Below are 24,697 nucleotides of genomic sequence, written 5' to 3' on the forward strand. Positions count from 1 at the left end.
CAGCAGCGATACATCAGATATTTAGATATTTCCGTAAATTCTAGAAAAGATTGAACTATTTGCTTAGCTTTGTTTGCTGGATTCTGCCTATCCGATTCCTGTTAGCGATCGCCATTCTAATCAATCTCTTTCCTGATTAGACGCTGAATCTCTGAAAAAGGGTTGAAAGGGGATATAAATTCCAGCTTAAAACTTTAATTCAGCCGTCTTACTTCAGGCAAGCAACCGCTGTGAAAAATCGTCATTGGCTTAATCTTGCAGAGTCCGTTATGCTGGTTGGCTCCGGAGTCGGCTCCGTGGCAACGGCTGTTTCCCAGCAACTGTTATACACGGCGGCTCCAGTTTCAGCCTTACTCCTGCTCAATACTCTGAATCATCGTCGGTTGGAGCAAGAGTCTCAATCTGAAATTGATAGCGCGATCGCCCAGCTAGATGAAAAACTATCAGGCACCCTGAACCTTATGCAGCAGCAGATTCAAGGATTACCGAGTGCGCTTAATCTTGCCAATTTACGGAAAGATTTGCAAGGGAAAAATCAAGCTCTCTATAGCGATCTATCGACTAGCATTTCGCGGCTGCAACAAGAAATTACCAAACCCGAATGGCGATCGCTCAGGCAAGAAATGGATCAGTTACAACGGCAGCACGCCGCTTTGGATAATTCTTTGGCAGGAGTTCGGGAGTCCTTAGTGCGGCTCACTCCAGCCAAACAGCCAACTAATTGGCAACCTGATATTGAGCAACTCAAAGCTGAGCTTACTCAACTGCGGAGCATTCTTCAGCAAATGGAGCCTCAGCAAAAGTTGGGACACTATCGCACCCTGCAAGATCAGATTAGCCATATCAATCGTCGGCTGAATCATTTGCCTGCGCCTTTTGATGCCAATGCCCTTAAACAAGACGTGGAGGCATTAATCAAAATGGTGGGCGAAATGGCAACCAGACGCGATCTTTCTCGCCTAGAGATGCAAATTGATAAAGTGGCTCAGCAAGGTAGCTATATGGAGCAGGCGATCGCGCCCTTGAAGCTGGCAACCACAATTTTGAAGAAGCAACTAGACGTAACAACTGCTAAGGTCGTGAATGTGGAAGTTGCCCAGCAAGTAAACTCTGATGTTTCTGATGTTTCAGCCACACTGACGACCTTGCAAACCACCATCCACACCTTAGAACAACGGCTGAATCAACTTGCCACCGAGGATTTCACCCAGTTAAAAGCAGAATTACAAGGAGAACTGGCTACCCAACTCGATCAAGTGCAGCAGCAATTAGTCGGCTTACACCAGCGATCGCACGATCTTGATCAGCAACATCAGCAATTACGCGATTCGGTACAACGACTGCCCCATTTATTAGACACCAGCGCTCTTCAAAACGAGGTCAAATATTTAGCCACTCGCGTGGAATGGGCAGAAACTACTGTCACTCATTTGCAGCAAAAAGAAGATACTAGCAATCTCGCTCCTGGCTATGAGTTTGTGTTTGATGTTCAAGAGCAGCAAACCGATGAAAGCAACTCGCCTCATTTAACCAGCCGCGCCATGCTAGAAGCAGCGCTCAAACAAGCTCAGGCTCGGCTGGTGATGGTCTATCCTTTTCCAGAAGTGGCGATTTTTGATGATGCTATGATGCAGCAGCTACAGCAGTTTTTGGCACAGAAGGGCTGTTTAGATATTGGCTGGGGACATTTGGGTAATACCCACGATCTCCATTTGTCTCGCCCCATCGATCGCCGTCGGGTCGTCAACTCAACAGACAAAGGCTTTTTATACACGACGCTGAATCAATTAATGGCGTTAAAAAAGCAATATCCTGACCAGTTTCGCTTTAAGGTGCTGGGAACTCATGAACACTTTTTGGTCTGCGATCGCGCTTATGCTATTTTAGGAACCCCCGCGATCGCCATCGCCAGTGCCGTTTTTCCGGCGGCGGCAGTGGGGTTACGCACGACCGATTCCAGCGTAGTTCAAGGCTTAATTGACCGCTTCGATAATCCAACACTGGACGCAGACGATACGGAAGCTTACTTCAATCGTGCCTCTACGCGCTACGATTTGGGCGACTATCCCGGCGCGATCGCCGACTACACCGAAGTATTACGCCTCGATCCCAACGATGATATCACGTATAACAACCGCGCCCTAGTCCGCTATGACCACGGCGACAAAGCAGGCGCGATCGCCGATTTAGATGCAGCCATTCAGCAAAATTCTGAAAACTTTGTTGCTTACTGTAACCGGGGCTTTATCCGGGCAGAGTTGGGCGATAAATTAGATGCGATCGAAGATTATGCCTACGCGATTCACCTGAACTCTGACTATGCACCTGCTTACTTCTATCGAGGCTTGGCACGGACTCGGTTACAAAATAAATTAGGAGCCATTCAAGACTACACCGAAGTAATTCGCCTTAACCCCGAAGACGCGATCGCCTACTTTTATCGTGGGCTTGCCTGCGCCAAAATTGGACAGAGATCGGAGGCAATCCACGACTTACGCCAAGCCATCCAGCTATTTTCAAACCAAGGCAATACTGCCCATCATCGCCAAGCCCTTGCTGCCCTCGAAAAACTGCACAAAACCCTTACTTTTGGGAACAACGATAAATTATTGGTCAGGGAAACCTCGCATTAATTTCAAAGCCACTTTATCTATTCAGCAACTTTTTCGAGAATAACTTGATAGCTTTGGTGGACTAATTTAATCTTCTTTTGAAAAAGCTTGAGAAACACATCGATCGCTACTTTGGGTGGATCTTCGGTAATTTCTGGCGCAAACACAAATCCATAATCATCAAAGATAATGAACCCGCCAATTTTTACTAATCGCCAAGTGAGTAAGGCATCTTCCAAAACATCGCTAGCAATGTGAGACCCATTGATATAAGCTAAATGATAAGTATTGGGAATCAGCGATCGCAGTACGGTTTGAGATTTGCCTATCACCTTCCTCACTTTTTCAGAAGCTTCTGTTTTTTCAAGATTCCAATCAAACCGCTGTTCAATCGTTTTCAAGACTGTTTGATCCACCATCACTGCATGTTCAATACTGCCTTCAAAAGTATCAATGCAGGTAATTCGAGCAGCAGAATCGGTAGCAATGTTTTCTAACAACCAACAGGTTGAGCGTCCTTCCCAACTGCCAATTTCTAAAATTCGGAGGTTTGCAAGTCCTTTCAATGGGTATAAAAACTGCTCCCAAATCAGTAAGTTATGACTAAACCAATCTTGAGAAAACTGATAGCCTTGCTGCTGATTATGTAGCGTGTATTGAGTGTAAGCAAGCTCAGAAACTGCTGGGCTTAAATTTGCATCTAATTCAACTGATTTTTGCAAATAAGTTAGCGCCTCATCTAGATTGTTTTGAGCCTTTAAAACACTTGCGACATTAAAATGAATTCGGGCTAAATCGGATGGAGCTAAATTGGGATTAACTTGAATCGCTTTCTTGAAAAAGGTAGAGGCTTCTTCAAGATTTCCTTGCTGCTGTTGGGCAGAGCCTAAATTGTTATAAGACACAGCTAGAAACTGACTAACTTGGGTCGCCGCAGCGGGATTTTCTTTTACGCCTTTTTCACATAAAAAGAGGACTTGTGAATATTTTTGCTGCATTAAAAACTCTTGAGCTAGTGCTTGCCAGTTCATCCACTGCATTGGAATGCGATCGCTTTGCAACACACCAACTTTTTCAAACAAATACTTTAGCCGTTCTTCTTCCAGCTTATTCGCTAATAAATAGAACTCTCGATCTTCAGGTTTCACAGGTTCAGGCTGACAGAGTTCTGGAGAAGTTTGGAATTTTTTGATTTGGCGATCGAGATTGTTATTAGGATAGCGAATATATTCTGTAGTATCTAAATTGATTCGATAGATTTTAAAGAACTTCAGCAACCAAGAGTAGTAAGGAATATCTTCTCGCCCAATCCGTTTATATATCGCCGATTCAGGATACCCTTCCACAAATTCATGGCACACTTTCCAAAGACAAAAGTTGATGGGTGCCCCATTTTCGATCGCCGCTTTCCAATAGGGATGTAGCTTATCTTGAGTCGCAATTCCGGTTTTTACAATCCCAACGGGTTCAGGCGGCAACTCAATTTTGATAGGGGGATTACTACCAGGAATTGTAAAAGCGTTGGGTGTTCCCAGATCGGACTGATGCCCTAAGACCTTTAAGCAAACAAACACATGCTCTGGGTAAAAAAGATCATCACCATCCATAAAAAAGATGACTTCTCCCTTCGCAATTTTGGCACCAATATTTCTAGCAGGTCCAGCCCCTAAACTTTTAGCATGTTCAATAAATTGATAGTTATTTTTCTCACGAATATAGTCTTGAATTACGGCTGAAGATTCATCTTCAGAAGCATCATTAATTAAAACAATTTCCGAGGTGATTTGTCGTTCTGGATCAGCATATTCATAGAAAAAATTAACGCTGGTTTCAATGCTTTCTAGGGTTCTGACAATCACCTTTTCGCAATTGTAGACCGGAACAATGATGGAAAAAGAGTTCATCATAATGGAAGTTTGGAATGGGAGATTTTAGAATTATCACCTGATGGGCAACACTTGCACGCGATCGCCAGTTGCAATTTGAGTTTCTCCTAACGGGATAACTGCCAATCCACTGGTTCCTGCTAAATTAATCAAATTTCCCGAACTGTGGCTACCACTCGCTACCTCAAATTCATACTCCCCCTTCACCAGCCGCAACTTACCCCACAGATACGATTCGCGCTTCCCGTCTGATTTGAGAGTATTCAGCGATCGCGCCCAGATAAATTCTGGCTGCCAAGGTGCAGGCAAACCCGATAATTTTCGCAGAGCAGGCAACACAAATCGCCAGCAGGTGACCAACGCTGAAACCGGATTGCCAGGAAGCCCAAAATAAATAGTCAAAGGGCTAGAGGCTAGAGGCTGGAGGCTGAGAGAAAGAGCTTCTTTTCCTGCGTTCTGCTCCCTATTCCCTATCCTGTCAAACGTTGCTACAGTCAGGGGTTTTCCAGGTTTCACAGCAACCGCCCGAATATGAATAGTGGCTTCCAATGCTGCCAATATTTCATCGACATAATCATAATCCCCCACGGAAACGCCACCGGAAGACAGCACCATATCAGCCGCCGCGATCGCCTGTTGCATGGCGGCTTTCAACGCTTCTGGTTGATCGGGAACCCTGCCTAGCAACACTGGTTCCGCGCCAGCTTGGGCAACCAACGCTGCGAGTGCATACTGATTGGAATCTACAATTTGCCCCGGTTGTAACGGCTGATCGATCGCAACGAGTTCGCTACCCGTGGAAAGAATGGCAACCTTGGGGCGACGATAAACCGCAACCTGGGCACATTGAGCAGCCGCTAACACCGCAATTTCAGCCGCCTGCAATCGCAACCCTGGGGTAAGCAAAGGTTCGCCTGCCCGATAATAGGCACCGCGATCGCGGACAAATGCCTGGGGTTGAGGTGTGGTAAAAATCATCACGCGATCGCCCTCTCGCTGCGTCTCTTCCTGGATCACAATCGTATCTGCCCCGGCTGGCATCACCGAACCCGTTAGAATTCGCGCTGCTTGCCCCGGTTGAATTATTTTCTGCGGCTGATACCCTGCCGGAATCTCTTCCACAATTGCCAACGTTACCGGAGTTGCCGCCGTACATGCTTTCACATCGGCATACCGCACCGCGTATCCATCCATTGCCGAATTATCCCAATGGGGAAAATCGAGTGAACTGGCGATCGATTCCGCCAAAATTCGCCCTACTGCATCCATCAAGCTCAGCGTTTCCCCATCTTGCACCGGATCAAGCGACTGGACAAGATCTAAGATGATTTGTTCAGCTTGGTTGACTGGCAGCATAAAAAAAATGGGAGACAGAACTTAAAAAGGCATTAGAAACGGGCTATCTGCTTTATGGTCTGCGGACGATCTTATCAGCTATCCAGTGCGAGAAACGGTCAAATCAACCATCCGTTGTTCCTGATTTATCAAGGATCTTTGTGTCTACCCTATTCATCCGTTGCCACTGCGATCGCCTTGTCAGAACCAGCCCCTTTCGATAGGCTAAAGGCGAACTATGCAACGAGATAATTTTCCATGCCGAAAGCGATTTGGAACGGTGCCATCCTTGCCGAAAGCGACCACTGCGAAGTGGTTGAAAACAATCAATACTTTCCAGCCGACTCGATTAACCCAGACTATTTTGAGCCAAGTAACACCCACACGGGTTGCCCCTGGAAGGGCACTGCTAGCTATTACAACGTGGTGGTAGATGGGCAGACCAACAAAGATGCTGCCTGGTATTACCCAGAGCCAAAGGATGCAGCGAAAAATATCAAAGGCTATATTGCCTTCTGGAAAGGCGTAAAGGTGGAAGTGTAAACCAACGAGCGATCGCTGAGATTATGCCTAATCCATCATTAAACAGATGTGGCAATAGTCTTCAGCGATCGCCTAATCAGCGCCTAGGGCAAAATCCACCCCGTGCGGTAAGACCCCTTGTTGCCTCCAACGGGATTATCAATGCGGTAAACAATCATGTGAGGATGTGTATTGCCATTCAGATAAGCCGTTGTAATGCCAGCCCCCTGATTTTCAGACCCAAAGAATCCAGGCAAAGCCTTAATTTCATTCCAGCCGCCCGTCACATTACCCCAAGCATCCAAATCGCGCCCGATACGGTAGTAACCCGTGTTGCCGCCAGCAGGATTGTCTAGATGGAAGACAATCAGATCGGGGCGACCATTGCCCACCACGTCCGTAATTGCAATTCCCGCGCCCTGATTGTGAGCGCCAAACCAGCCCGGAACCCTGAGAAACTCGCTCCAGCCTCCCGTAACCTTACCATTCGCATCCAAATCTCGACCAATTCGGTAATAGCCTTTGTTCTCGCCTTCAGGATTGTCAATGAAAAAAGCAATTAGGTCAGGTTTGCCATTGCCTGAAAGATCTGTCACCGCAATTCCAGCCCCTTGAGTGGAGGTGCCTAATCTTCCGGGCATTGCGATCGGCTGAGTCCATCTAGTGGCTTCGCCATTTTCCTTGAGGTCGCAGCCAATTCGGTAGAAGCCACAGTTGCCGCCGGGAGTTTTCTCAATGTGGAAGACTACCAAATCAGGACGACCATTCTTCTTCTCTATGACCGCAATTCCAGCCTCTTCCGTATTGTGTCCAAACCGCCCTGGCACTTGAATAAACGGACTCCAGCCGCCTGTTACATCACCATTCTCGTTGAGATCTCGACCAATCTGATAATAGGCTTTGTTCTCCCCTTCAGGATTCTGAACATGAAACACAATTAAATCTGGTTTACGATTTCCATTGAGATCTGTAACTGCAACATCGCCCCCTTGATTTTCAGTTCCAATCAGTCCCGGTATCGGCTTGAACCCGCTCCAAACGCTTTGCATTAATCTTGAGGCAAATTCAGTGGTTCTTGTGCAGTTTTGAAGACCCTTTGAATCTGGTCGCCAGTTAATACGAACGCATTCTTTGCTATTTTCTCTCAACTTTTTAAAGTCAGACGGTCCTGCCACATTGATTCCCTCAACAACGTGAGTTTGGCTGTTAAATACTGGTGAACCAGAATTACCGCCAAAACCATCCAGATTGTTAATGAAAAACGTTTTGTCCGCTTCTGGGTGACCAGTTGGATTGTTGTTCTGAACCTTTGCATTATTGGCGCACTTAAGCGGTAATCCAACAGGATGCCCAATAATATGAAGCGGCTGCTTATCAGGCACTTTGCCGGTATGTCTGATAGAGACGATAGGGTGATTGCTAACGGGTTTATTCAGCTTAACCAGTGCCCAATCCGTATCTTTGCCTTTGGGGTTGCCATTTCTATAACTAACGTCATAACTGGGGTAATCAATTACATAAGCTGCCTCATAAATCTCAAAGTTTTCTGGAGATTGAAGACGATTTCCATCCTGCATTTGAAAACCAAAAACAAAACAGAGATTCTTTCTTTCACTTCCAAGTTTACTTTCCTTTTCGTTTGCGACATAAATGCAGTGTGCTGCCGTTGCGACGATATCTGGTGCTACTAGAAAACCTGAACCAATTGAAAGAGTAGGTTGACCATAGAATTGCTCCGTTGGACAAAGATCTACTGGCGGAGCAGATTCAGGATCTTGAGCTTCTGGATCAGGTACTTGAGTGAATTGTCCAATTCGCCAACTAAAAGATCCATCCCCGTTTAATACGATTCCGAAAAATCCTTGAGAAAGCTGAAGTGGAGTCAAAGTTGGAACTATAGCAACAACACTATCTGCATCATCTAAGCTGCCAGCGTTTTGAATTTCGTAAATGTCTTTGCGATCGTCATTGCCATAGATAAGATGGTCAACAGCGCGAACGGGAGGGTTGGCGTTAGCGGAGGCTGAAACTGAGGCGGGGCGGGCATCTACCCCCCCCCAATTTTTGTGGTGCGGCGATTGAGTTCTTGTGTCAGTTCATCGGAGCTATAGCGGCTTAGGTCGTTGGTTGTTGTCATGATGGTTTCAGGAGAATAAGTTTGCATAAAAAGCTGTGAGTCTGTCCGCTGGGAAAGCTCGTTGTGAATTGCCTGCTGGAGCAGCAGTGCAGTCAGATGAAACGCATGATGCAGAGATGGCGATCTCGCACGGAAGCGCAGTAAAGTATCCGGGGGGATGCTTCGCTGAGGCTAGGTTTTGAGCAGACAAACTCGCTGTTTTGCGGTTATCTCAATTGATTTGGATGAATTCAAGCTTTATGGGACAGACTCTTACCGCCCTGACTACCCCTTTCTTCAGTGATCTCCCTGAGTATCCGGACTATTTTGTCAGCGATTTTTTACATAGTCAGAACATGTTTGGAATGATTGAATCTGGTTATAAAAACTCGTAGGGGCAATCCCTTGTGGTTGCCCGTCATCACCGCGAGGGTAGGCACAAGGCACTACCCCTACAAGCAGAAATCCCAACAAAATTGCATCAGACTTGGGAAGTCAAAGCCTCTTGCACCTGAGCTTGTAGCAACAACCCATATTCCAAGCCTTCCACCACGGCGTGATAGGACGCTTCCAGAATGTTGTCGGAAACGCCGACCGTAGTCCAACGCTGATGACCATTGCTGGATTCAATCAAGACGCGGGTTTTGGCAGAGGTGCCAGCCGCTCCATCCAAAATCCGCACTTTGTAATCGGTCAGGTGAAAGGATTCGATTTCGGGATAGAAGTTGACCAACGCTTTTCGGAGGGCTGCATCCATTGCCGCTACCGGACCATTGCCTTCCGCCGCTTCCAAAATATCTTTGCCGCCCACCGCAATTTTTACGGTTGCCATGGAAGTAGCGCAGAGCAATTGCTTTCCTGAAATCATGTCGTAATGAATCTGAAAGCCTTTGACTTCAAAGGGCGGCTGGCGTTGTCCCAAGGCTTCCCGCATCAGCAGTTCAAAACTGGCTTCGGCGGCTTCAAACTGGTAGCCCTCGCTTTCCAAATTTTTTAATCGCTGCAAAATTTGGCGACAGGTGGGGTCTTGTTTTTCTAGCTCAATTCCAAAGCTACGGGCTTTTGCCAAGATATTACTCAGTCCAGACTGCTCAGAAATGACGATGCGGCGGCGATTTCCCACCACTTCTGGCTGCATGTGTTCATAGGTTAGGGGGTTGCGCTCCACGGCACTAACGTGAATGCCACCCTTGTGAGCAAACGCAGACAACCCGACAAAGGGCGCGTGATCATCCGGTGCCAGATTCACCACTTCGCTAACAAATCGGCTGGTGTCGGTTAACTGCGCGAGTTGCTCAGGGGCGATACAAGAAAATCCTAGTTTGGTTTGCAGGTTGGGAATGACCGAACACAAATTAGCATTGCCGCAGCGTTCGCCGTAGCCGTTGATCGTGCCTTGAACCATACAGGCTCCTTGCATGACTGCCGCGATCGCGTTTGCTGCCGCCATTTCAGCATCATTGTGGGTGTGGATGCCAAATTGGAGAGTGACGAGTGAGGGGTGACGAGTGACGAGTGAGGGGTGGTCGAAATGTTGGAGGACATCCTGAACGATTTGGGAGACTTCATGAGGCAAGGTGCCGCCGTTGGTGTCGCAAAAAACGATCCATTCTGCGCCAGCCGCGATCGCGCTATTCAAGGTTTCTAACGCATAGCTTGGATTGTGCTTATAGCCATCAAACCAATGTTCGGCATCATAAATCACCCGGCGACCTTGGGCACGCAAATAGGCGATCGTGTCGCTAATCATCGCCAAGTTCTCATCGAGCGTAGTTTTTAAGCCTTCTGTGACGTGTAAATCCCAGGATTTACCAAAAATAGTCACCCAGCGAGTTCCCGCTGCCAAAATAGGTTGCAACATGGCATCATCCGCAGCCGCCACTCCAGGACGACGAGTGGAGCAAAACGCCACCAGTTCCGCTTGAGTCAGGGGTTCTTCTTGAATCTGCCAAAAAAATTGCACATCTTTGGGATTTGCGCCGGGCCAACCGCCTTCAATAAATGGAATACCCAGGAGATCGAGTCTACGAGCAATCCGAATTTTATCGGTAATGGATAACGAAAGTCCTTCCCGTTGTGCACCGTCGCGGAGAGTGGTGTCGTAAATCAAGATTCGGCGGTCTGAAGTCATGACAGCGCAGCAGTAAAGTTTTTGGCAACGTCCTCTATTGTAGGAAACTAAGTCTGCCAGACGATAATCTAATAGTGGAAACCTACAACAGAGTTCATCACAATGCCAACTATCAAAACCCAGGGTAAAACGTTTGAGTGTGAATCAGGTGCAAATTTGCGTCAAATTATGCTAAAAAATGGAGCGATCGTGTATAACGGTGCAGCTAATACGGTCAACTGTCACGGTCTTGGCACCTGTGGCACCTGCGCTGTTGAAATTGAAGGAGCGGTTTCAGAAATGGGCTGGCGAGAAAAAGCACGATTATCTTTGCCTCCTCATTCCTTAGAGAAAAATCGTCGCCTGTCTTGTCAAGTAGCGGTATTAGGCGACTTGACGGTGCTTAAGCATCAAGGCTTTTGGGGGCAAGAGGATGAGATTCTGCAATAGAAAATAAAATCCAAACGATCTAGGCTGGAGACTGAATGCGATCGCAGACAATAGGAACTCATCACCGGAGTGTCAACAATGAGTACGGAAAAGAAGCGCCAACAAGCAGGTTGGTGGGTTCTAGCATTGATTGGTCTTATTCTAGCCGCGATCGGAATTCGATACGCTAGTTCTCAAGGCTGGTGGGAAAATCGCTTTAATTCCAGCAGACCAAACTACCAAACGATTAATACTGGATTTAGTGTGCAATCTGCCAATTCATCGGAAGTTCCCATCGGGACTCAACCGTTAAACCCAGACAACCCTTCTCCGCTGCCTACTTCAACAGAGTCCAATCAAAATAATGGAGGCTCTGGTCAAGGACAGCGCGCCTTATGGTAGGCAAGAACCAGGGATGAATGCTAAGAAAACTTTAAATAAAATTTGCAATACTTATAAAGTCTATAAAGGTTAAGAAAAGTTTGCCGTGGATCATTGCGTCAGGCAGTGAAGTTAGTGTTTAGTCTACGTGGTCGCACTTAGCTAGACCCCAAGTTAGATTCATTGTCATTTTTAACTATTCGGATAAATATTTAATCATCAGATAGGTTGCATCAAGGGTCTAGATTCAGCTACTCGGTTTAAGCGCTTGTTGTATTGTCATAAGTTTTCTAGATTAGGTAAGCATGTTGAATCTGAAATCTTTTGGTCAAGTTGACCAACGTACTCACTTGTTCCTCAAGCAAAATCCGTCTATTTCAGAATCACTCATTGAAGAACTTGGGAAAAGTCTTAGCCAGGTTGCAACCTTGATCGAACCTATTTTGAATGCGCCCAGCCGCTGTGAAGTGAGTTCTAATTACATTCAAGCAGTCACAACTGGACGAACTACTTTTTTAACGACGAACCTGACTAATGTTTGCTCAACTCAAGTCACTGAAATGGCAAACAGTTGGTTGATTGGGCGCAGCAGTAATTGTGCGATCGCCATTTTGGAAAAATCTATTTCTCGCTGCCATGCCGTCATTGGGCACCATCCGCACGAGGGGTTTTACATGATGGATTTAGGCAGCAGTAATGGCACCTGGGTTAATCATACTAAGCTAGTTCCGTTACAGCAGCAGTTTCTCAAGGATGGAGATTTGATTGAGTTTAACAAAATTCGCGCAGAGTTCTTTATTTCTGGCTATACTGCGCCTCCACCCATGCTCCAAGAGACTCATTATTAAGACTATTGAAACCCTAAAAAAATGGGCGTTTACACTGGAGCCGTCTCCAAAGCCGATAGATAGCCGTCTTCCATATAGAGAATGCGATCTGCTACATCTAAAATCCGGTTGTCATGGGTAACTAACAAAATGGATGAGCCTTGCTGTTTTGCTAGTTTTTGCATGATCTCTACGACATCCCGACCCGATTGTTTATCTAACGCGGCGGTTGGCTCATCAGCTAAAACAATTTTGGGATGACTGGCAAGGGCACGGGCGATCGCCACTCGTTGCTTTTGCCCACCCGATAACTCTTGCGGGTAGTAGTTACTCCAATTGGCTAGCCCAACCGCTTCTAACATCTCTGCGGCTCCATGCCGCCGCTCTCGCTCAGATAAATTTTCATGTAACTCCATCGACATCTGCACGTTTTGGCGGGCAGTCAGAGAATCTAGCAGATTATGCGCTTGAAAAATATAACCAATGTTGCGCCGTAACGCCACCAACAGGCGATTTGGGGCACCGTTCAATTCTTGACCCAATACTTTCATACTGCCTTCCTGTGTCGATCGCAACGCCCCAATCAGCGTCAACAAAGTAGTTTTTCCAGAACCAGAAGGACCCATCATGATCACAATTTCTCCGGGTTGGATCTCCGTCGTGATCTCAAACAAAATTTGCTTTCGGAGTCGCCCTGTGCCGAAATAGTGATTCACCTGATCGATTGCAATAATTGGTTCTTGCTGCATGGATTCATCACCCTTCTATAAGGGGTTTCTGTGTGATCGAAATCATACCGCTTACTGCGGTAGATCGCAGGTCTAAAACCCTAACCATACTAATCTGTATGTAGAGTCTTTATCCCTATTTTTATCAGCCTAATGTGTTTTCTCACAGGCTGAATTCTTGATTGCAACACTGGATTTTTTTATGAGTGCGATCGCCGTCAATTCCCCTTCATCTTTGCTAATTGCCCAAATTACAGACACTCATTTGTATGCCGATGTTCAAAAAGAGTTGTTAGGTCTGCGAACCATGGCATCGTTTCAAGCTGTGATTGAGCGGGTCAAGGCTTTAGCACGACAACCCGACCTACTGCTTTTGACGGGTGATTTGTCTCAGGACAGTACAGCAGAATCCTATGAAGTACTGCAAGAGATCGTCTCGTCCTTGGAGATTCCAGCGTATTGGGTGCCGGGAAACCACGATTGTCCAAAAACAATGGCGCAGGTGCTAACACGATCGCCCATTTCACCTCAAAAGTCCTTTTACGCTGATTTCTGGAAGATTATTTTGTTAGATTCCAGCGTACCGGGCTGCGTTCATGGTGAACTCTCACCCAAAAGTTTGGAATGGCTGAATCAAGAACTGAGTAGATCGAACGGTGTCCCGACTCTAATTGCCTTTCACCATCCTCCCTTTTTAAGCGGCTCCGACTGGATGAAAGACATTGGGCTACGAAATGCTGATGAATTCTTTCAGGTCTGCGATCGCCATCCTCACGTTAAGCTTGTCTTGTTTGGGCACATTCACCAAAACTTTAGTCGTCAGCGTAACCAAGTCCATTACTTGGGCACACCTTCAACCTGCATTCAATTTAAGCCAAATAGCGATAAATTTGCGCTGGATGAAGAACAACCCGGTTTGCGCTTAGTGACGCTTTATCCCAATGGCACTTGGGAAAGCCACGTTGAACGAGTGGTTTATACCAGTAATCTTGATTTTGCTGCGGCAGGCTATTAATAGAAAGCTAGTCCTGTTTATCAGAGTGATTTCTCATGCCAACTGAAATTGAGCGAAAGTTTTTGGTCAAAAATGATGACTGGCGATCGCTAGGAAAGGGAGTGTTTTATTGTCAGGGATATCTGGTTAGCTCTCCAAACAAAACAGTGCGAGTGCGAATCGCAGGTAAACAAGCATATCTAACAATTAAAGGTGCCACAACAGGAATTGCCCGTGCGGAATATGAGTATGCAATTCCAGTGGATCAAGCTCAAGAATTATTGCAAACCTTGTGTGCCCCCCCGTTGATAGAAAAAATGCGCTATCGAGTGGAATGGGGCGGATTAGTCTGGGAAATTGATGAATTTGATGGAGAGAATCAGGGCTTGATTGTGGCGGAGGTGGAACTTGCGGATGAAAATCAGGCGATCGCCTTACCAGAGTGGATTGGCACAGAAGTCTCCCATGATCCTCGCTATTACAACGCCAACTTATCAAAACACCCCTATTCTCAGTGGGCTAAATAGAGCGTCACCGGGTTAAATTCCCTTCAAATGAGGCACTTGTCGCCGTTTCAACCAGAAACCTGTTGCTAACCCCACGCTTAAAGCGCTGATACAATAGAAAAGGCTAATCAAGCGCACTGATAGCGGGGGAGCAACGCCTTCTACCTCAATTTCTCGTGTTGCTCGGAGGAGTTGAAATGAGCCGTTGTTTTGAGAACTTGCACTCTTAGGATTTGCTGTTACTTCAATTCGATGAGGCGCACCGTCAAAAAATTGTTGCTGCCAAGTGAGTTGTCCCTGAGCATCGGCTGTTCCTTGGTGAGAAAAAGCGATCCAGTTGTTTTCGAGTTGGGTTGCTGTAATCGTGAAAGCAGCATTAGCTATAGGTTGATTAGTCTGACTATTGGTCAATTTTGCCTGTAGCGTAGCAAGCTGACCCACGGTTGCCTGCTGATCACCACTCAGTTTAAGCTTGAAGTCTTTCACTTGAGCGAAGCCTGTACTGCTAGATTGGGGTGTACTGCTAGATTGGGGTGTTTCGTTTCCATGCGTTATCTCTCCATGGGCATCTGCAAGTTCAGCGCTGATGTTAATAAAAAGAAGCACCACGATCGCTAGTACAGTTACGCCGCTCAACAGTAGTTGAACACGACGAGGCGCAATTTCGCCGGGTCGAATAGATTGGCGATCGCCAATCACCCAGCCACCTAAAAAACCGATCGCCAGCAATGCACCTAAAAGAATCAGCAAATTGCGATACTTCACAGGATTCTCAGGAACTGCTAGCGTCAAAGTCTGCTCAATTGGCGGAAACGCATTCTCCACCGTTGGCGTAACATTGACCTGCAATCGATAAGTTCCTCGAATGGGCAGAGCTTGCTGTACCTGAAATTTTCCAGTGGGTGCTGCACCTTGAATATCGAGTAGTCTTGTTCCTTCCACAATTGGAAAATCTGTCGTAAACCAAGGCGTGGGGGCGGGAGTCAGAATTTGCAAGCGAAATTGAGTATCTTGCAAGGGTTGCCCATCCGATTTAAGCGCTTGAAACTTGAGCGTTACAGGCGACGGCATGATTTGAGCGATCGGCGGCTCAGTGATCAACCGAACTGAGGCTTGGGGGGATTGCGAAAAGCCAGCAATGACATAGCCCAAGCTACCGATGATGCAAATAATGCCCACCAGCACAAACGTTCTAAATTTTGACATCATCTATTCCTGCAATTGTTAAGCCCAATCATCAATGACAACCCACGCCTGCTGTGTGATGTCTCAGAGAATGTGCAGTGTTATGTACCGCAGGATAGGTGCTGAAATAAACTAGCCAAATAATCAATGTCCACAAAACTAGATAAAGCCCTGCTTGAACCGGTGTAGACAAAGCAAACCGTGTGGTTCGTTGCTGCCATGAAGCTTGCATTGGAGTTCTCATTCTGTAACCTCGCAGATGAAAGTAACTAGTTCAACGGTGGGCATTCTGGCTAAAGAACACGGAGTTCTAATCACAGTTGCGGGACAGCATCGGACTTACACCGACTTTTCCCCATTACCTCTGGTGACTGCTCCTCACCAGAACCGCTGAATCTTTCAAATCATGCCAGATGTAGCCCAAAAAAATCTTGCAGGTCAGAAATTGTAATCAATCGAATTAATAAGTTAACAATCATTGATGATTACTAATTAACGCTTTATTTGGTAGTGCGTCAATTATGATGTGGCGTTGATGGAGTAGAGAGGCTCAATAGCTGGAAACTAGCCGATGGAATGCCCTCTGTGCGGTCACAGTAAAGTCCAATGGTTCTCAGCACTATTTCTGCCCTGCCTGCCATCAAACTTTTTGTGAATCCTTTGATAGTCTGTACTACCGTCGCCCTGTGAGTCCTGAACAAATTTGCCCTTCGGCATTCACCCTTCGCCCTTTCCTTTCAACCCAGCCAGCCTTTCAGCTTTTCAGCCACTTGAGGACGACGCAGTTTCCGCATTGCCTTACTTTGAATCTGACGCACTCGCTCTCGTGAAAGGTTAAACAAGCCGCCTACTTCTTCTAAGGTGCAAGGTTTGCTGGAGCTTAAGCCATAGCGTAGGGAAATGATGTCTTTTTCGCGCTCAGTTAGGACATTGCCTAGCACGTCCCAAATATCTTGACGCAACATGGTTTCGTTAATTTGCGATTCGGGCGATCGCGTGTCGGCATCTTCCAACAAATCCACTAGCTCGGTATCTTCATCTTTTCCAATGCGATAGTTGAGAGAGAGCGATCGCCGATGTACCTGATGTAAGTTTTGCAATTGCTCTGGGGTGATCTCCAACACCTGCGCCAGTTCTGCTTCAGTCGGATTTCGATTTAAGGAACGTTTTAAGTCGCGCTGGATTGCCTTCAACTTATTGAGCTTTTCGACAATGTGAATTGGCAGGCGAATAATTCGGGAATCATTGGCGATCGTCCGGGTAATGCCTTGCCGAATCCACCAGTAGGCATAGGTCGAAAACTTATAGCCCTTTTCAGGATCAAACTTTTCAGTGGCGCGGTTAAGACCCAAGGCACCTTCTTGGATCAAATCGAGAAAGGGAACGCCCCGGTTGAGATAACGTTTTGCAATGGAAACCACTAAGCGCAGATTGGAGCGAATCATAGTACGCTTGGCAACCCGACTGCGATGAAGTTGGTGATCGAGTTGGCGCTCGGTAAGCTGCATTTCTTGGGCAAGAGTTGCTTTGCTGGGCACCTGTCCTGAGTCGTTCTGCAAGCGCGATCGCGTGGTTTCCACCTCTGCCATAAACTGAATGCGTTGGGCAAGCTCCAACTCTTCATCAGCCGTCAACAAGGGATAGCGTGCCATCTCTTTGAAGAACGCACCCACAGCATCATCGGTCAACACCTTGCTATGACCTGACGGACGGGCTGAAGCAATCTCCTCTTCATCCACCGCTAATAGATTTTCTACAGTTAAGTCAGGGTCTAGTTCTGGCTCACTTGTCAGATCTAATTCCGAGAGACTCTCTGCTCCTGAAATATCTTCCTCCACTAAGGTTGAGAGAGAGTCCACTAACTCAACTTCAGACACATTTGTTAGTTCTTCCACCTCCCCAAAAGTGGAAGATAACCTTGCAGAAGCATTGGAGGGTTTCATCTCTGGGGACATATGCATCTCAACTCGGTAAAAGCGAAAATTACCTGAACAATCTAAAGCGCGATGCTAGGACAAGAAGAATTTGAGCATAGAATATTTGATCATCTTAGCGACTCTAAAACCAAACCGCCTCAAACTAGGGACAGAGCACTGATGAAAAGTAAGGAGTTGAGAACCGCCATAGTGAACCGATTTCATGCAATGTGCGGCTTTCTCAATAGCCCTCACCCTAAATCCCTCTACCGCTCTGGAGAGAGACTTTGAAATACTCTTGCTCCCCTTTTCTCAAGGCAGGAGAAGAGGCTGGGGGATATAGCTTGATTTCCGTAGGGTGGGATGACTTTAGTTGCACATCAGGTTACTTCTCTACTTCTAATAGCTAACCTACTTGAAGTGGGTTTCTAAGTTGTTCATACCGCTACAAATCCGGTTTTTGGTCAAGATTTAAAAGTAAAGTTATATGACTTTCAGAGACTAATTAAGGGCATGAGCGAGAGTCGGATGAAACTGAAGTAGTTTAATGATGGGACGCAAAATGATTTAGACATTTGATCAAGACTTAGGAGATGGGCTGATCATGCGGTTTTTTGTTCCTTACCAACGTCAGCTATCTGTTTTGGAAAAAGTTGAGCGATCGCTGGCAGTGGTAAAAGTTGCCAGCCAAAGCGCTTTTCGCTATACCTCAATGAAACTGACGGGAGATTCACAGTTGCGGTTGGGGGCATCGGTGGAGATTACCGATCGCTGCAATGCGGGATGTAATTATTGCTATGTTTATCCTCCTGAATGGGATCAGCACAATCGCGCTAAGGGTTATTTAGAACTGGCAGCCTCGGAGCGGCGATCGCAGGATGACAAAATTTTGACGCTGCTTAAAAAGCTGAAACAGCAAGGCATTGTCTACATTACCTTGGTGGGCGGGGAGCCACTGCTGGCGAAACCTCTGATTTTGGCAGCGGCAAATCTGTTTCCGGTCGTCTGGGTGGTTTCTAATGGCACTATTCCTTTTCCAGCCATGCCGCGATCGGTGACCTGGTTTGTTAGCATTGATGGCACCCCGGATTATCACAACGCCATTCGCGATCCCAAAAACCTGTTTGGCAAGCACCGCTACAATGCTCTGACCGGCATGACGGCGCAGATTGCTCAAAACATTGATGAGAGCGATCGCGGTGCGTATATTCATGTAACGCTGACTAAGCCTTCTCTGCCGCACTTTCGCGAAACTGTAGATTGGCTAGTGGGCAATATTACCAAGCTACGTGGAATTGTCGTGTCAGGAGCCGCCACCGATTTTGTGGCTGACCCGAATACGCTGACCTTGAGCGATCGCCTCGTGATTAAAGGCTTCATTGAGCAAGCGGCTCAGGTCTATGGTTGGGATTTGTTTCCGGCAAATCAGCCTAAAACGAATGAATTTTTGTTTAACCCCGAACATCTGATTACCGATCCGGCTCAGTGCGTGGTGGCGCGTCGGGTGGATAGCTATAACTTTAATGGCGAATCAGTCGGTAAATGTATATTGCGCGATGCGGATTGTCAGACCTGTGTTTGCAATGTTTCCGGCATGACGCGCAGTATTCGCAGTGGCGACTGGGCATCGATTCGCGGCATTCTTCGCACTGGATTAGGATAGTGCAAAAAAGTTTTGTTGTTTTGCAAAAAGGGCTTATAGTAGGGGACATTTCGCCGTCACATGTGGTTCAGTATGGTGACTATTCCTACATTTCCTGAAGCCAATCATCCCTTAATCAAATCCCTGGCGCACTATAGCGACCAAGAACTGTTGACCTTGTTTCAACGACATTCCGATGCGGGGCAATACTTTACCGCAATTTTCTGTCGCTATAGTTCCATGGTCTACACGTTGATTCGTCACTCAGCGCGATCGCCCGTGCAAGCCGATTACCTATTTGCCACCACTTGGCGACACATTTTTTATGAACTCAGCGGTTTAGATTTGCGCTCTGCCACAGGCGAACCGATTTTGACGCTCCAAGCGTGGCTGCTCAACATTACCGCAATCTGCATCAATCAGGCTGATCTTCCCGCCGTGGAAACTATTCACTACAGCCTTAAAGAAGCACCACCGCCGCTCTGGTGCTACATTGAGCAAGCGTTAGACCAAATTCCGCCCGTGCTGCGGTTAATCGTGCTGATGGCGCAAACCTTCGGCTGGAGCGAAACCCGCATCTCTGCCTACCTGCAAGCCGAAGGGGAAGGCATGTCAGCGGCAGAAGTGCGAGTGCGCCTACAAGAAGGCTACCAGCGGCTAGAAGAAAATTTGCCTGAAGATATTCGCGCGATCTACTTAGTCGCGGAACAATGGGTGGGCGATCGCGTGGCTAGTTTATCTAGAAACGCTCAAGCCCCTATCTGACACAGAGTCGGGGCTTTTTTAAGCCTAAACCTTTGCAAGGATAAACGCTACTGTGCTGGTAATAGTTCAAGCGTTGCAGTCAGTTGCGCTGGCTTTCCATGCCCGTAGTTAAGATTGATTGTCTTTATCTCCTCTCGTGTAATTTGTCGATTTAACCCCTTGCTGAGAAGCTCGATCAACACTGGCTCAAACTCTTCACACTCCAGAGTCACAGTGGTCTGAATTTTCATGACTTGAACAGAACGAAACATCGCTCTTAGAGTGCCCAATTTACATAAAAGATGCCCGTGACTATGGTTTAAGTTGAGACGTGAGTTTTGAGTTTTGAGTTGTAGAAGCTTTACTCAGTCACGGTTTCAACCTCAGATCTGCTGCATCCTCTATTTGAGTTGATATGAGAATAGGTGACCCTCACAACCCAGATTCTTGAAACGCGCGATCGAGTAATGGGGTTAGATCTAACTCCGCGCCCCATCGCCAAAGATATTCAAAGTCCAGGCGATCGCCCTGTAGCTTCAACACCCCCAACACATCCCGCCACTGCTTTTCGGATTGACTGCCGCGCCCCCAAACTAGCTTTTGCAGCACAATGTCTTCTGGCGATGAAATCCAGAGGTTGCTGCCATCCGGTAGCTCCTGTTGCATTCGTCGTGCCATTTTACTTTTGGCAAATGCAGTTTCTTGCAGAATGAATAAATCTGCCTTTTCTAGGGTTTCGTGATCCAAGATATTAAAAGACGAACACCGTCCGTTAACCGCATCCTCAACCGCGATCTCGCTAATGTAGAATGAAGCGGCGAGAAACGCTTCCAGAAGGGGTTTCGCCTTAATTTTGCTTAGCTCGATGATCAGGTCAATATCTTCGGTGTAGCGGTTTTCACCTAGCAGGGAACTGGCGACAGAACCCCCAACGTAGTAGGCGATGTTCAGCGGTTCCAAAATGCCAATAACCTTACGTGCAAAAGTGATCGGATCTGCCACCACAATGTCTCCCTCCACATCCGCAATGCGATCGCTCCACTCTAACCCTAATCGACGCTTGACATACTCTAAACGGGTTGGAACATTGGGGGTTTGAGTGTTGGCGGCAGTAAGGCAAAGTTGCCGAGTTGAACGGTTGAACGAGATGAATCGCTCTATGCGCCACGCAAACTCTTTTTGACGCAAACTGGTGAAGTAGAACACATCTGCATCAATGCTGGTGTCTTCTGCTTGCGATCGATAACCTGGTTTCGTTAGAAAGGTTGGAATAAGTGGCATGGCAATCTTTCTTTCCTTGTTTGCTTTTACGAGTTTGCGATCGCAAACGTAATCTGAAACGCCGTTCCCGTTTGGGATAAAAGCATAATCTCTCCCTTAATTTGATGCACTAAGTTCCGCACGATTCGCATCCCTAAAGAGGGGGAATTTTGCCAGTCCACTGTGATAGGAATGCCGACCCCGTTATCCATCACGAACAGAGTGACCTGGCATCGGTTCGAGGGCTGCTCTAAAACAGAGGTCAGGCGAATTTTGATTTCTCCAAATCGCTCGTTGGGAAATGCATATTTTAAGGAATTGGACACGAGTTCATTAATGATTAAGCCACAGGAAATGGCGGTATTGAGGTTCAAAGAGGTGTCGTTGGTGGCAATGCTGAGTGCCACTTGTTGATAGCTAATTCCATAGGAACGGAAGAGATTGTTGATCAGAGTATGCAGGTACTCATTCAGGTCAATTTGCGTCAGGTCGGACGATTGATAAAGTTGCTCATGAATCAATGCCATGGATTGCACTCGATTTTGAGCCTCTTGCAGCACGGTGGAGGCTTGCAGATTGTCTACTTTGCGAGATTGCATTCGTAGCAGACTGGACACGATTTGCAGGTTGTTTTTCACGCGATGATGCACTTCCTTAAGCAGCACTTCTTTTTCTTGCAGAGATCGCCGAAGATTGGCTTCGGTTTGTTTCCGCACGGTAATATCCAGAGCAACCCCAAACAGCTGGGTCACTTGCCCCGCAGCATTGCGTTCTACCTGCCCCAAACTAGACATCCAGGCAACAGAGCCATCAGGACGAATCAGGCGATGATCCACTTCATAGGGTTCACCCTGCTCAAATGCCCGTTCTATTATTTGGCAATATAGGGCGCGATCGTCGGGGTGAATAAATTGGATCGTCTGTTCTATCGTGGGTTTGGGTTGATCGGGGTCTAGCCCAAACAGGCGAAACAGTTCCGCAGACCAGGAGCCTCGCTGGGTGATCAGATCAACCTCCCAACTTCCCACATGGGCAACGCGCTGAGCTTCTGCTAGGCTGGCTTGGCTTCGCCGCAGGGCTTCTTCAGTTTGACGGCGATCGCCATCTAACCGTTTGGCTTCAGTGATATCTTGAGGCATACAGAGGCTATATAACGGCTTGCCCTGAGTGTCATAGACTAGGGCAACAGTCAGATCGACCCAGATAAAGTCGCCATTTTTGCAACGGTAGCGCTTTTCCATTTGGAAGCGTGAGATTGAGCCTTCTAAAAGTTGAGAGAACAGCATCAGGTCGGCATTGATATCGTCAGGATGAGTCAGATCCATGAAGGTCATCTGACAAAGTTCGGGGTCGCTGTAGCCGAGGAGTTCTTGATATTTGGCGTTGCTGCGAACCATACGATGATCATCCAAGGTAGCAAGCCCGATCGCGATCGGTGAGTTTTCAAAAAAAGCGCGAAACTGCTCTTCACTTTGGCGTAGGGCGATTTCAGTTTGTTGCCGTTCTGCTTCATGCTGTTTGGCAGCGGTGATATCGTGAAACATGGCAAGGCTATAGCGGGGGTTGCCATCGCGATCGCAAATTAGGGCAACAGTCAGATCGACCCAAACAATGTCCCCATTCTTTTTGACATACCGCTTTTCTATTTGAAACTGAGAATGGCTGCCCTCAACCAACTGTTGGACTTGCTCAAGGTCGGTTGAAATATCATCGGGGTAGGTAAAATCAACGAATGTCATCTGGGCAATTTCTTCGTCGCTGTAGCCCAATAGGGTCTGGTGTGCCGGGTTGCCTCGCAAAATCCGGTAGTCATGAACGTTGGCAAGAGACATAGCGATGGGAGCATTCTCAAAAATAGCGCCTAGCTGTTCTTCTTGATAGCGCAACGCTTCTACTGCCTGCTCTCGTTCGGCTTCGAGGCGCAGGTGTTCGATTTCGTTGCGTTTGCGATCGCTCACATCCAGCAAAATACCATCCCAGTAAAGTTCGCCATTGGGTTGGAGTCCGGGCTGAGCCATACCCTGAATCCACACAATATCTCCGGTCTGACTGAAAAATCGTCCTTCCCAGTGCCAAGGTTCTCCGGCGATCGCAGCGGCTTGCACCGAAGCCGCAAACTCAGGAAAATCGTCGGGGTGGCATTGACTCAGCAACACTTCTGCACTTTGCTGAATTGCGTTAGCCGGAATGCCAAATAGCCTTTCTGATTGATGACTGACATAGAGGAAACTGCCACCCTCCCCACTATGGGGATTGTATTGATAGATCATCCCAGGCACATTGGCAACTAGCCGTTGAAAGCGTTGCTCGCTCTGGTGCAAGGCAGCCTCAACCTGCTTTAGGGTAGTGATGTTGCGCTCAATCACCAAAATGGATACTAAGGTGCCATTGAGATCAAATTCAGGAATAGTATGGGATTGAAACCATTGTTCGCCGCCCACAGCGGGGATAGAAAATTCAATTGTCACGAGTTTACGGGTTTGCACTACGGTTTCTAGGGTTTGCTCCCAAAGGGCTACGACCTCGGCTGGCAGGTTTAATTCGCGATCAGTTTTGCCTAACACGGCTGATTGTGGGAGTCCCAGGTTCTTTTCAACAGCGGGATTGAGATACACATAGCGAAACTCTAGATCAAATCGAAAAATGCCATCGGGTGAGTTTTCGGCGAGAGTGCGAAATTCTCGTTCTTGTTGATGGAGGCAAGCTTCTGAATCTTGTAGTTGCAGAGTTTGGGCTTGCAGATGACGCTCTAGCTGACGATTGAGATCGTCAAAGGCTTCTTCGATCGCTTTGCGTGCAGTAATATCAATGGCAACTCCCAGCAGTTGCACGGGTTGTCCGGCTGAGTCATAGCGCCAACGGGCACGGTCAACGATCCAGTGAATACTGCCATCGGGGTGAATCACCCGATAGTCTATCTGGCGCACAGAGCGAGTTTGGATGGCTTGTGCAGGCATAGTTTCAACTCGCGCTCGATCTTCTGGATGTACGCGATCGCGCCACCGCTCATAGGTCGGTTCCACTTCCCCTGGCTCATAGCCCAATAGTCGATAATTATTCTCGTTCCATTCTGTTTTTCCAGTCTCACGCTCCCACGTCCATAGGCTAATCTGGTTTAGGTCGATCGCCATCCGTAGCCATGTTTCACTGTGATCTAGGGTCGCGGAGACTGGCTGATGCTTCGCTTCACAGTCCTGATGATCCGCGATCGCTGTCATCGGGGAACGAGCCGCTTTTAGATGCGCTAATTCTTGCCGACACTGCGCTAATTCTAACCGTAGGTCAGCATTTTGAGTTTGCAGGATAGAGACATAGTGGGCGATCGCCGCAGACTCAGGATCACCTTTGAAGTGCGGAAATTCAGTCATAGCTCAAACGGGTGAACGATTAATCATCACACTATACATAGACTGTAGGAACGGAAAGCCGCAGTCAATCGGCAAAAAGCCTAACGTTGCTGAATCAAAATATGACATTCGTAAGGGCAATCCCTTGTGGTTGCCC

At 47.2% G+C, this 24,697-nt stretch carries 21 protein-coding genes and 1 riboswitch; of the genes, 9 read left to right on the forward strand and 12 right to left on the reverse strand.

What is annotated here, in order from left to right; genetic code table 11:
• The first annotated feature begins 230 nt into the window (after positions 1-230).
• Complete coding sequence (locus AB3R30_RS03425) at positions 231-2,633, forward strand: tetratricopeptide repeat protein (protein WP_458647740.1); 2,403 nt, start codon at positions 231-233, stop codon at positions 2,631-2,633.
• A 17-nt stretch (positions 2,634-2,650) separates the two neighbouring features.
• Here the strand turns inward: AB3R30_RS03425 and AB3R30_RS03430 are convergent, their stop codons facing one another.
• Positions 2,651-4,519, reverse strand: a complete 1,869-nt coding sequence (locus AB3R30_RS03430; RefSeq protein WP_458647741.1) for a glycosyltransferase — start codon at positions 4,517-4,519, stop codon at positions 2,651-2,653.
• 33 nt (positions 4,520-4,552) lie between these two features.
• The gene (locus tag AB3R30_RS03435) at positions 4,553-5,854 is read right to left on the reverse strand and encodes a molybdopterin molybdotransferase MoeA (RefSeq protein ID WP_458647742.1); all 1,302 of its coding nucleotides are present in this window, start codon (positions 5,852-5,854) and stop codon (positions 4,553-4,555) included.
• Positions 5,855-6,091: 237 nt separating this feature from the next.
• On the opposite strand from AB3R30_RS03435, the gene AB3R30_RS03440 reads away from it, so the two are divergent.
• Complete coding sequence (locus AB3R30_RS03440) at positions 6,092-6,376, forward strand: DUF427 domain-containing protein (RefSeq protein ID WP_458647743.1); 285 nt, start codon at positions 6,092-6,094, stop codon at positions 6,374-6,376.
• 83 nt (positions 6,377-6,459) lie between these two features.
• On the opposite strand, the gene AB3R30_RS03445 is transcribed toward AB3R30_RS03440, so the two are convergent.
• The 3 genes from AB3R30_RS03445 to cimA form a co-directional block, all read right to left on the reverse strand.
• Entirely contained in the window at positions 6,460-8,241 is a 1,782-nt protein-coding gene (locus AB3R30_RS03445; protein ID WP_458647744.1) for a trypsin-like serine peptidase, read from the reverse strand.
• A 35-nt stretch (positions 8,242-8,276) separates the two neighbouring features.
• Positions 8,277-8,402, reverse strand: a complete 126-nt coding sequence (locus AB3R30_RS03450; RefSeq protein WP_458647745.1) for a hypothetical protein — start codon at positions 8,400-8,402, stop codon at positions 8,277-8,279.
• A gap of 550 nt (positions 8,403-8,952) precedes the next feature.
• On the reverse strand, positions 8,953-10,602 hold the full coding sequence (cimA, locus tag AB3R30_RS03455; RefSeq protein ID WP_458647746.1) for a citramalate synthase: 1,650 nt from the start codon (positions 10,600-10,602) through the stop codon (positions 8,953-8,955).
• A gap of 102 nt (positions 10,603-10,704) precedes the next feature.
• On the opposite strand from cimA, the gene AB3R30_RS03460 reads away from it, so the two are divergent.
• The 3 genes from AB3R30_RS03460 to AB3R30_RS03470 all read left to right on the forward strand — a co-directional run bounded on the left by AB3R30_RS03460 (position 10,705) and on the right by AB3R30_RS03470 (position 12,239).
• Complete coding sequence (locus AB3R30_RS03460) at positions 10,705-11,031, forward strand: 2Fe-2S iron-sulfur cluster-binding protein (RefSeq protein ID WP_458647747.1); 327 nt, start codon at positions 10,705-10,707, stop codon at positions 11,029-11,031.
• 78 nt (positions 11,032-11,109) lie between these two features.
• A complete protein-coding gene (locus AB3R30_RS03465; protein ID WP_458647748.1) occupies positions 11,110-11,412 on the forward strand; it encodes a hypothetical protein in 303 nt (100 codons plus the stop codon).
• Positions 11,413-11,696: 284 nt separating this feature from the next.
• On the forward strand, positions 11,697-12,239 hold the full coding sequence (locus AB3R30_RS03470; RefSeq protein WP_458647749.1) for an FHA domain-containing protein: 543 nt from the start codon (positions 11,697-11,699) through the stop codon (positions 12,237-12,239).
• Between the two features lie 29 nt (positions 12,240-12,268).
• On the opposite strand, the gene AB3R30_RS03475 is transcribed toward AB3R30_RS03470, so the two are convergent.
• Complete coding sequence (locus AB3R30_RS03475; protein ID WP_458647750.1) at positions 12,269-12,967, reverse strand: DevA family ABC transporter ATP-binding protein; 699 nt, start codon at positions 12,965-12,967, stop codon at positions 12,269-12,271.
• Between the two features lie 157 nt (positions 12,968-13,124).
• Between AB3R30_RS03475 and cpdA the strand changes: the two genes are divergently transcribed.
• Together cpdA and AB3R30_RS03485 are read left to right on the forward strand one after the other, a co-directional pair.
• Entirely contained in the window at positions 13,125-13,961 is an 837-nt protein-coding gene (gene cpdA, locus AB3R30_RS03480) for a 3',5'-cyclic-AMP phosphodiesterase (protein WP_458647751.1), read from the forward strand.
• Between the two features lie 35 nt (positions 13,962-13,996).
• Complete coding sequence (locus AB3R30_RS03485) at positions 13,997-14,467, forward strand: CYTH domain-containing protein (RefSeq protein ID WP_458647752.1); 471 nt, start codon at positions 13,997-13,999, stop codon at positions 14,465-14,467.
• 12 nt (positions 14,468-14,479) lie between these two features.
• Here AB3R30_RS03485 and AB3R30_RS03490 read toward each other — a convergent pair whose 3' ends face one another.
• The 3 genes from AB3R30_RS03490 to AB3R30_RS03500 form a co-directional block, all read right to left on the reverse strand.
• A complete protein-coding gene (locus AB3R30_RS03490; protein WP_458647753.1) occupies positions 14,480-15,655 on the reverse strand; it encodes a hypothetical protein in 1,176 nt (391 codons plus the stop codon).
• A gap of 28 nt (positions 15,656-15,683) precedes the next feature.
• Positions 15,684-15,863, reverse strand: a complete 180-nt coding sequence (locus AB3R30_RS03495) for a CbtB domain-containing protein (RefSeq protein WP_458647754.1) — start codon at positions 15,861-15,863, stop codon at positions 15,684-15,686.
• A 30-nt stretch (positions 15,864-15,893) separates the two neighbouring features.
• Positions 15,894-16,038, reverse strand: a riboswitch (cobalamin riboswitch).
• 330 nt (positions 16,039-16,368) lie between these two features.
• On the reverse strand, positions 16,369-17,592 hold the full coding sequence (locus AB3R30_RS03500; RefSeq protein ID WP_458647755.1) for an RNA polymerase sigma factor, RpoD/SigA family: 1,224 nt from the start codon (positions 17,590-17,592) through the stop codon (positions 16,369-16,371).
• Positions 17,593-18,151: 559 nt separating this feature from the next.
• Between AB3R30_RS03500 and AB3R30_RS03505 the strand changes: the two genes are divergently transcribed.
• Entirely contained in the window at positions 18,152-19,210 is a 1,059-nt protein-coding gene (locus AB3R30_RS03505; protein WP_458647756.1) for a radical SAM protein, read from the forward strand.
• Between the two features lie 72 nt (positions 19,211-19,282).
• A complete protein-coding gene (locus AB3R30_RS03510) occupies positions 19,283-19,954 on the forward strand; it encodes an RNA polymerase sigma factor (RefSeq protein ID WP_458647757.1) in 672 nt (223 codons plus the stop codon).
• A gap of 47 nt (positions 19,955-20,001) precedes the next feature.
• Here the strand turns inward: AB3R30_RS03510 and AB3R30_RS03515 are convergent, their stop codons facing one another.
• The 3 genes from AB3R30_RS03515 to AB3R30_RS03525 all read right to left on the reverse strand — a co-directional run bounded on the left by AB3R30_RS03515 (position 20,002) and on the right by AB3R30_RS03525 (position 24,561).
• A complete protein-coding gene (locus tag AB3R30_RS03515; protein WP_458647758.1) occupies positions 20,002-20,205 on the reverse strand; it encodes a hypothetical protein in 204 nt (67 codons plus the stop codon).
• A gap of 160 nt (positions 20,206-20,365) precedes the next feature.
• A complete protein-coding gene (locus tag AB3R30_RS03520; protein WP_458647759.1) occupies positions 20,366-21,214 on the reverse strand; it encodes a hypothetical protein in 849 nt (282 codons plus the stop codon).
• A gap of 26 nt (positions 21,215-21,240) precedes the next feature.
• Positions 21,241-24,561 (reverse strand): PAS domain S-box protein, encoded by a 3,321-nt coding sequence (locus tag AB3R30_RS03525; protein WP_458647760.1) that lies wholly within the window; start codon positions 24,559-24,561, stop codon positions 21,241-21,243.
• Between the last annotated feature and the right edge of the window lie 136 nt (positions 24,562-24,697).

The sequence above is a fragment of the Sivoneniella epilithica UHCC 1019 genome (assembly GCF_040830845.1).
In the GTDB taxonomy this organism is placed as follows: domain Bacteria; phylum Cyanobacteriota; class Cyanobacteriia; order Leptolyngbyales; family Leptolyngbyaceae; genus ULC077BIN1.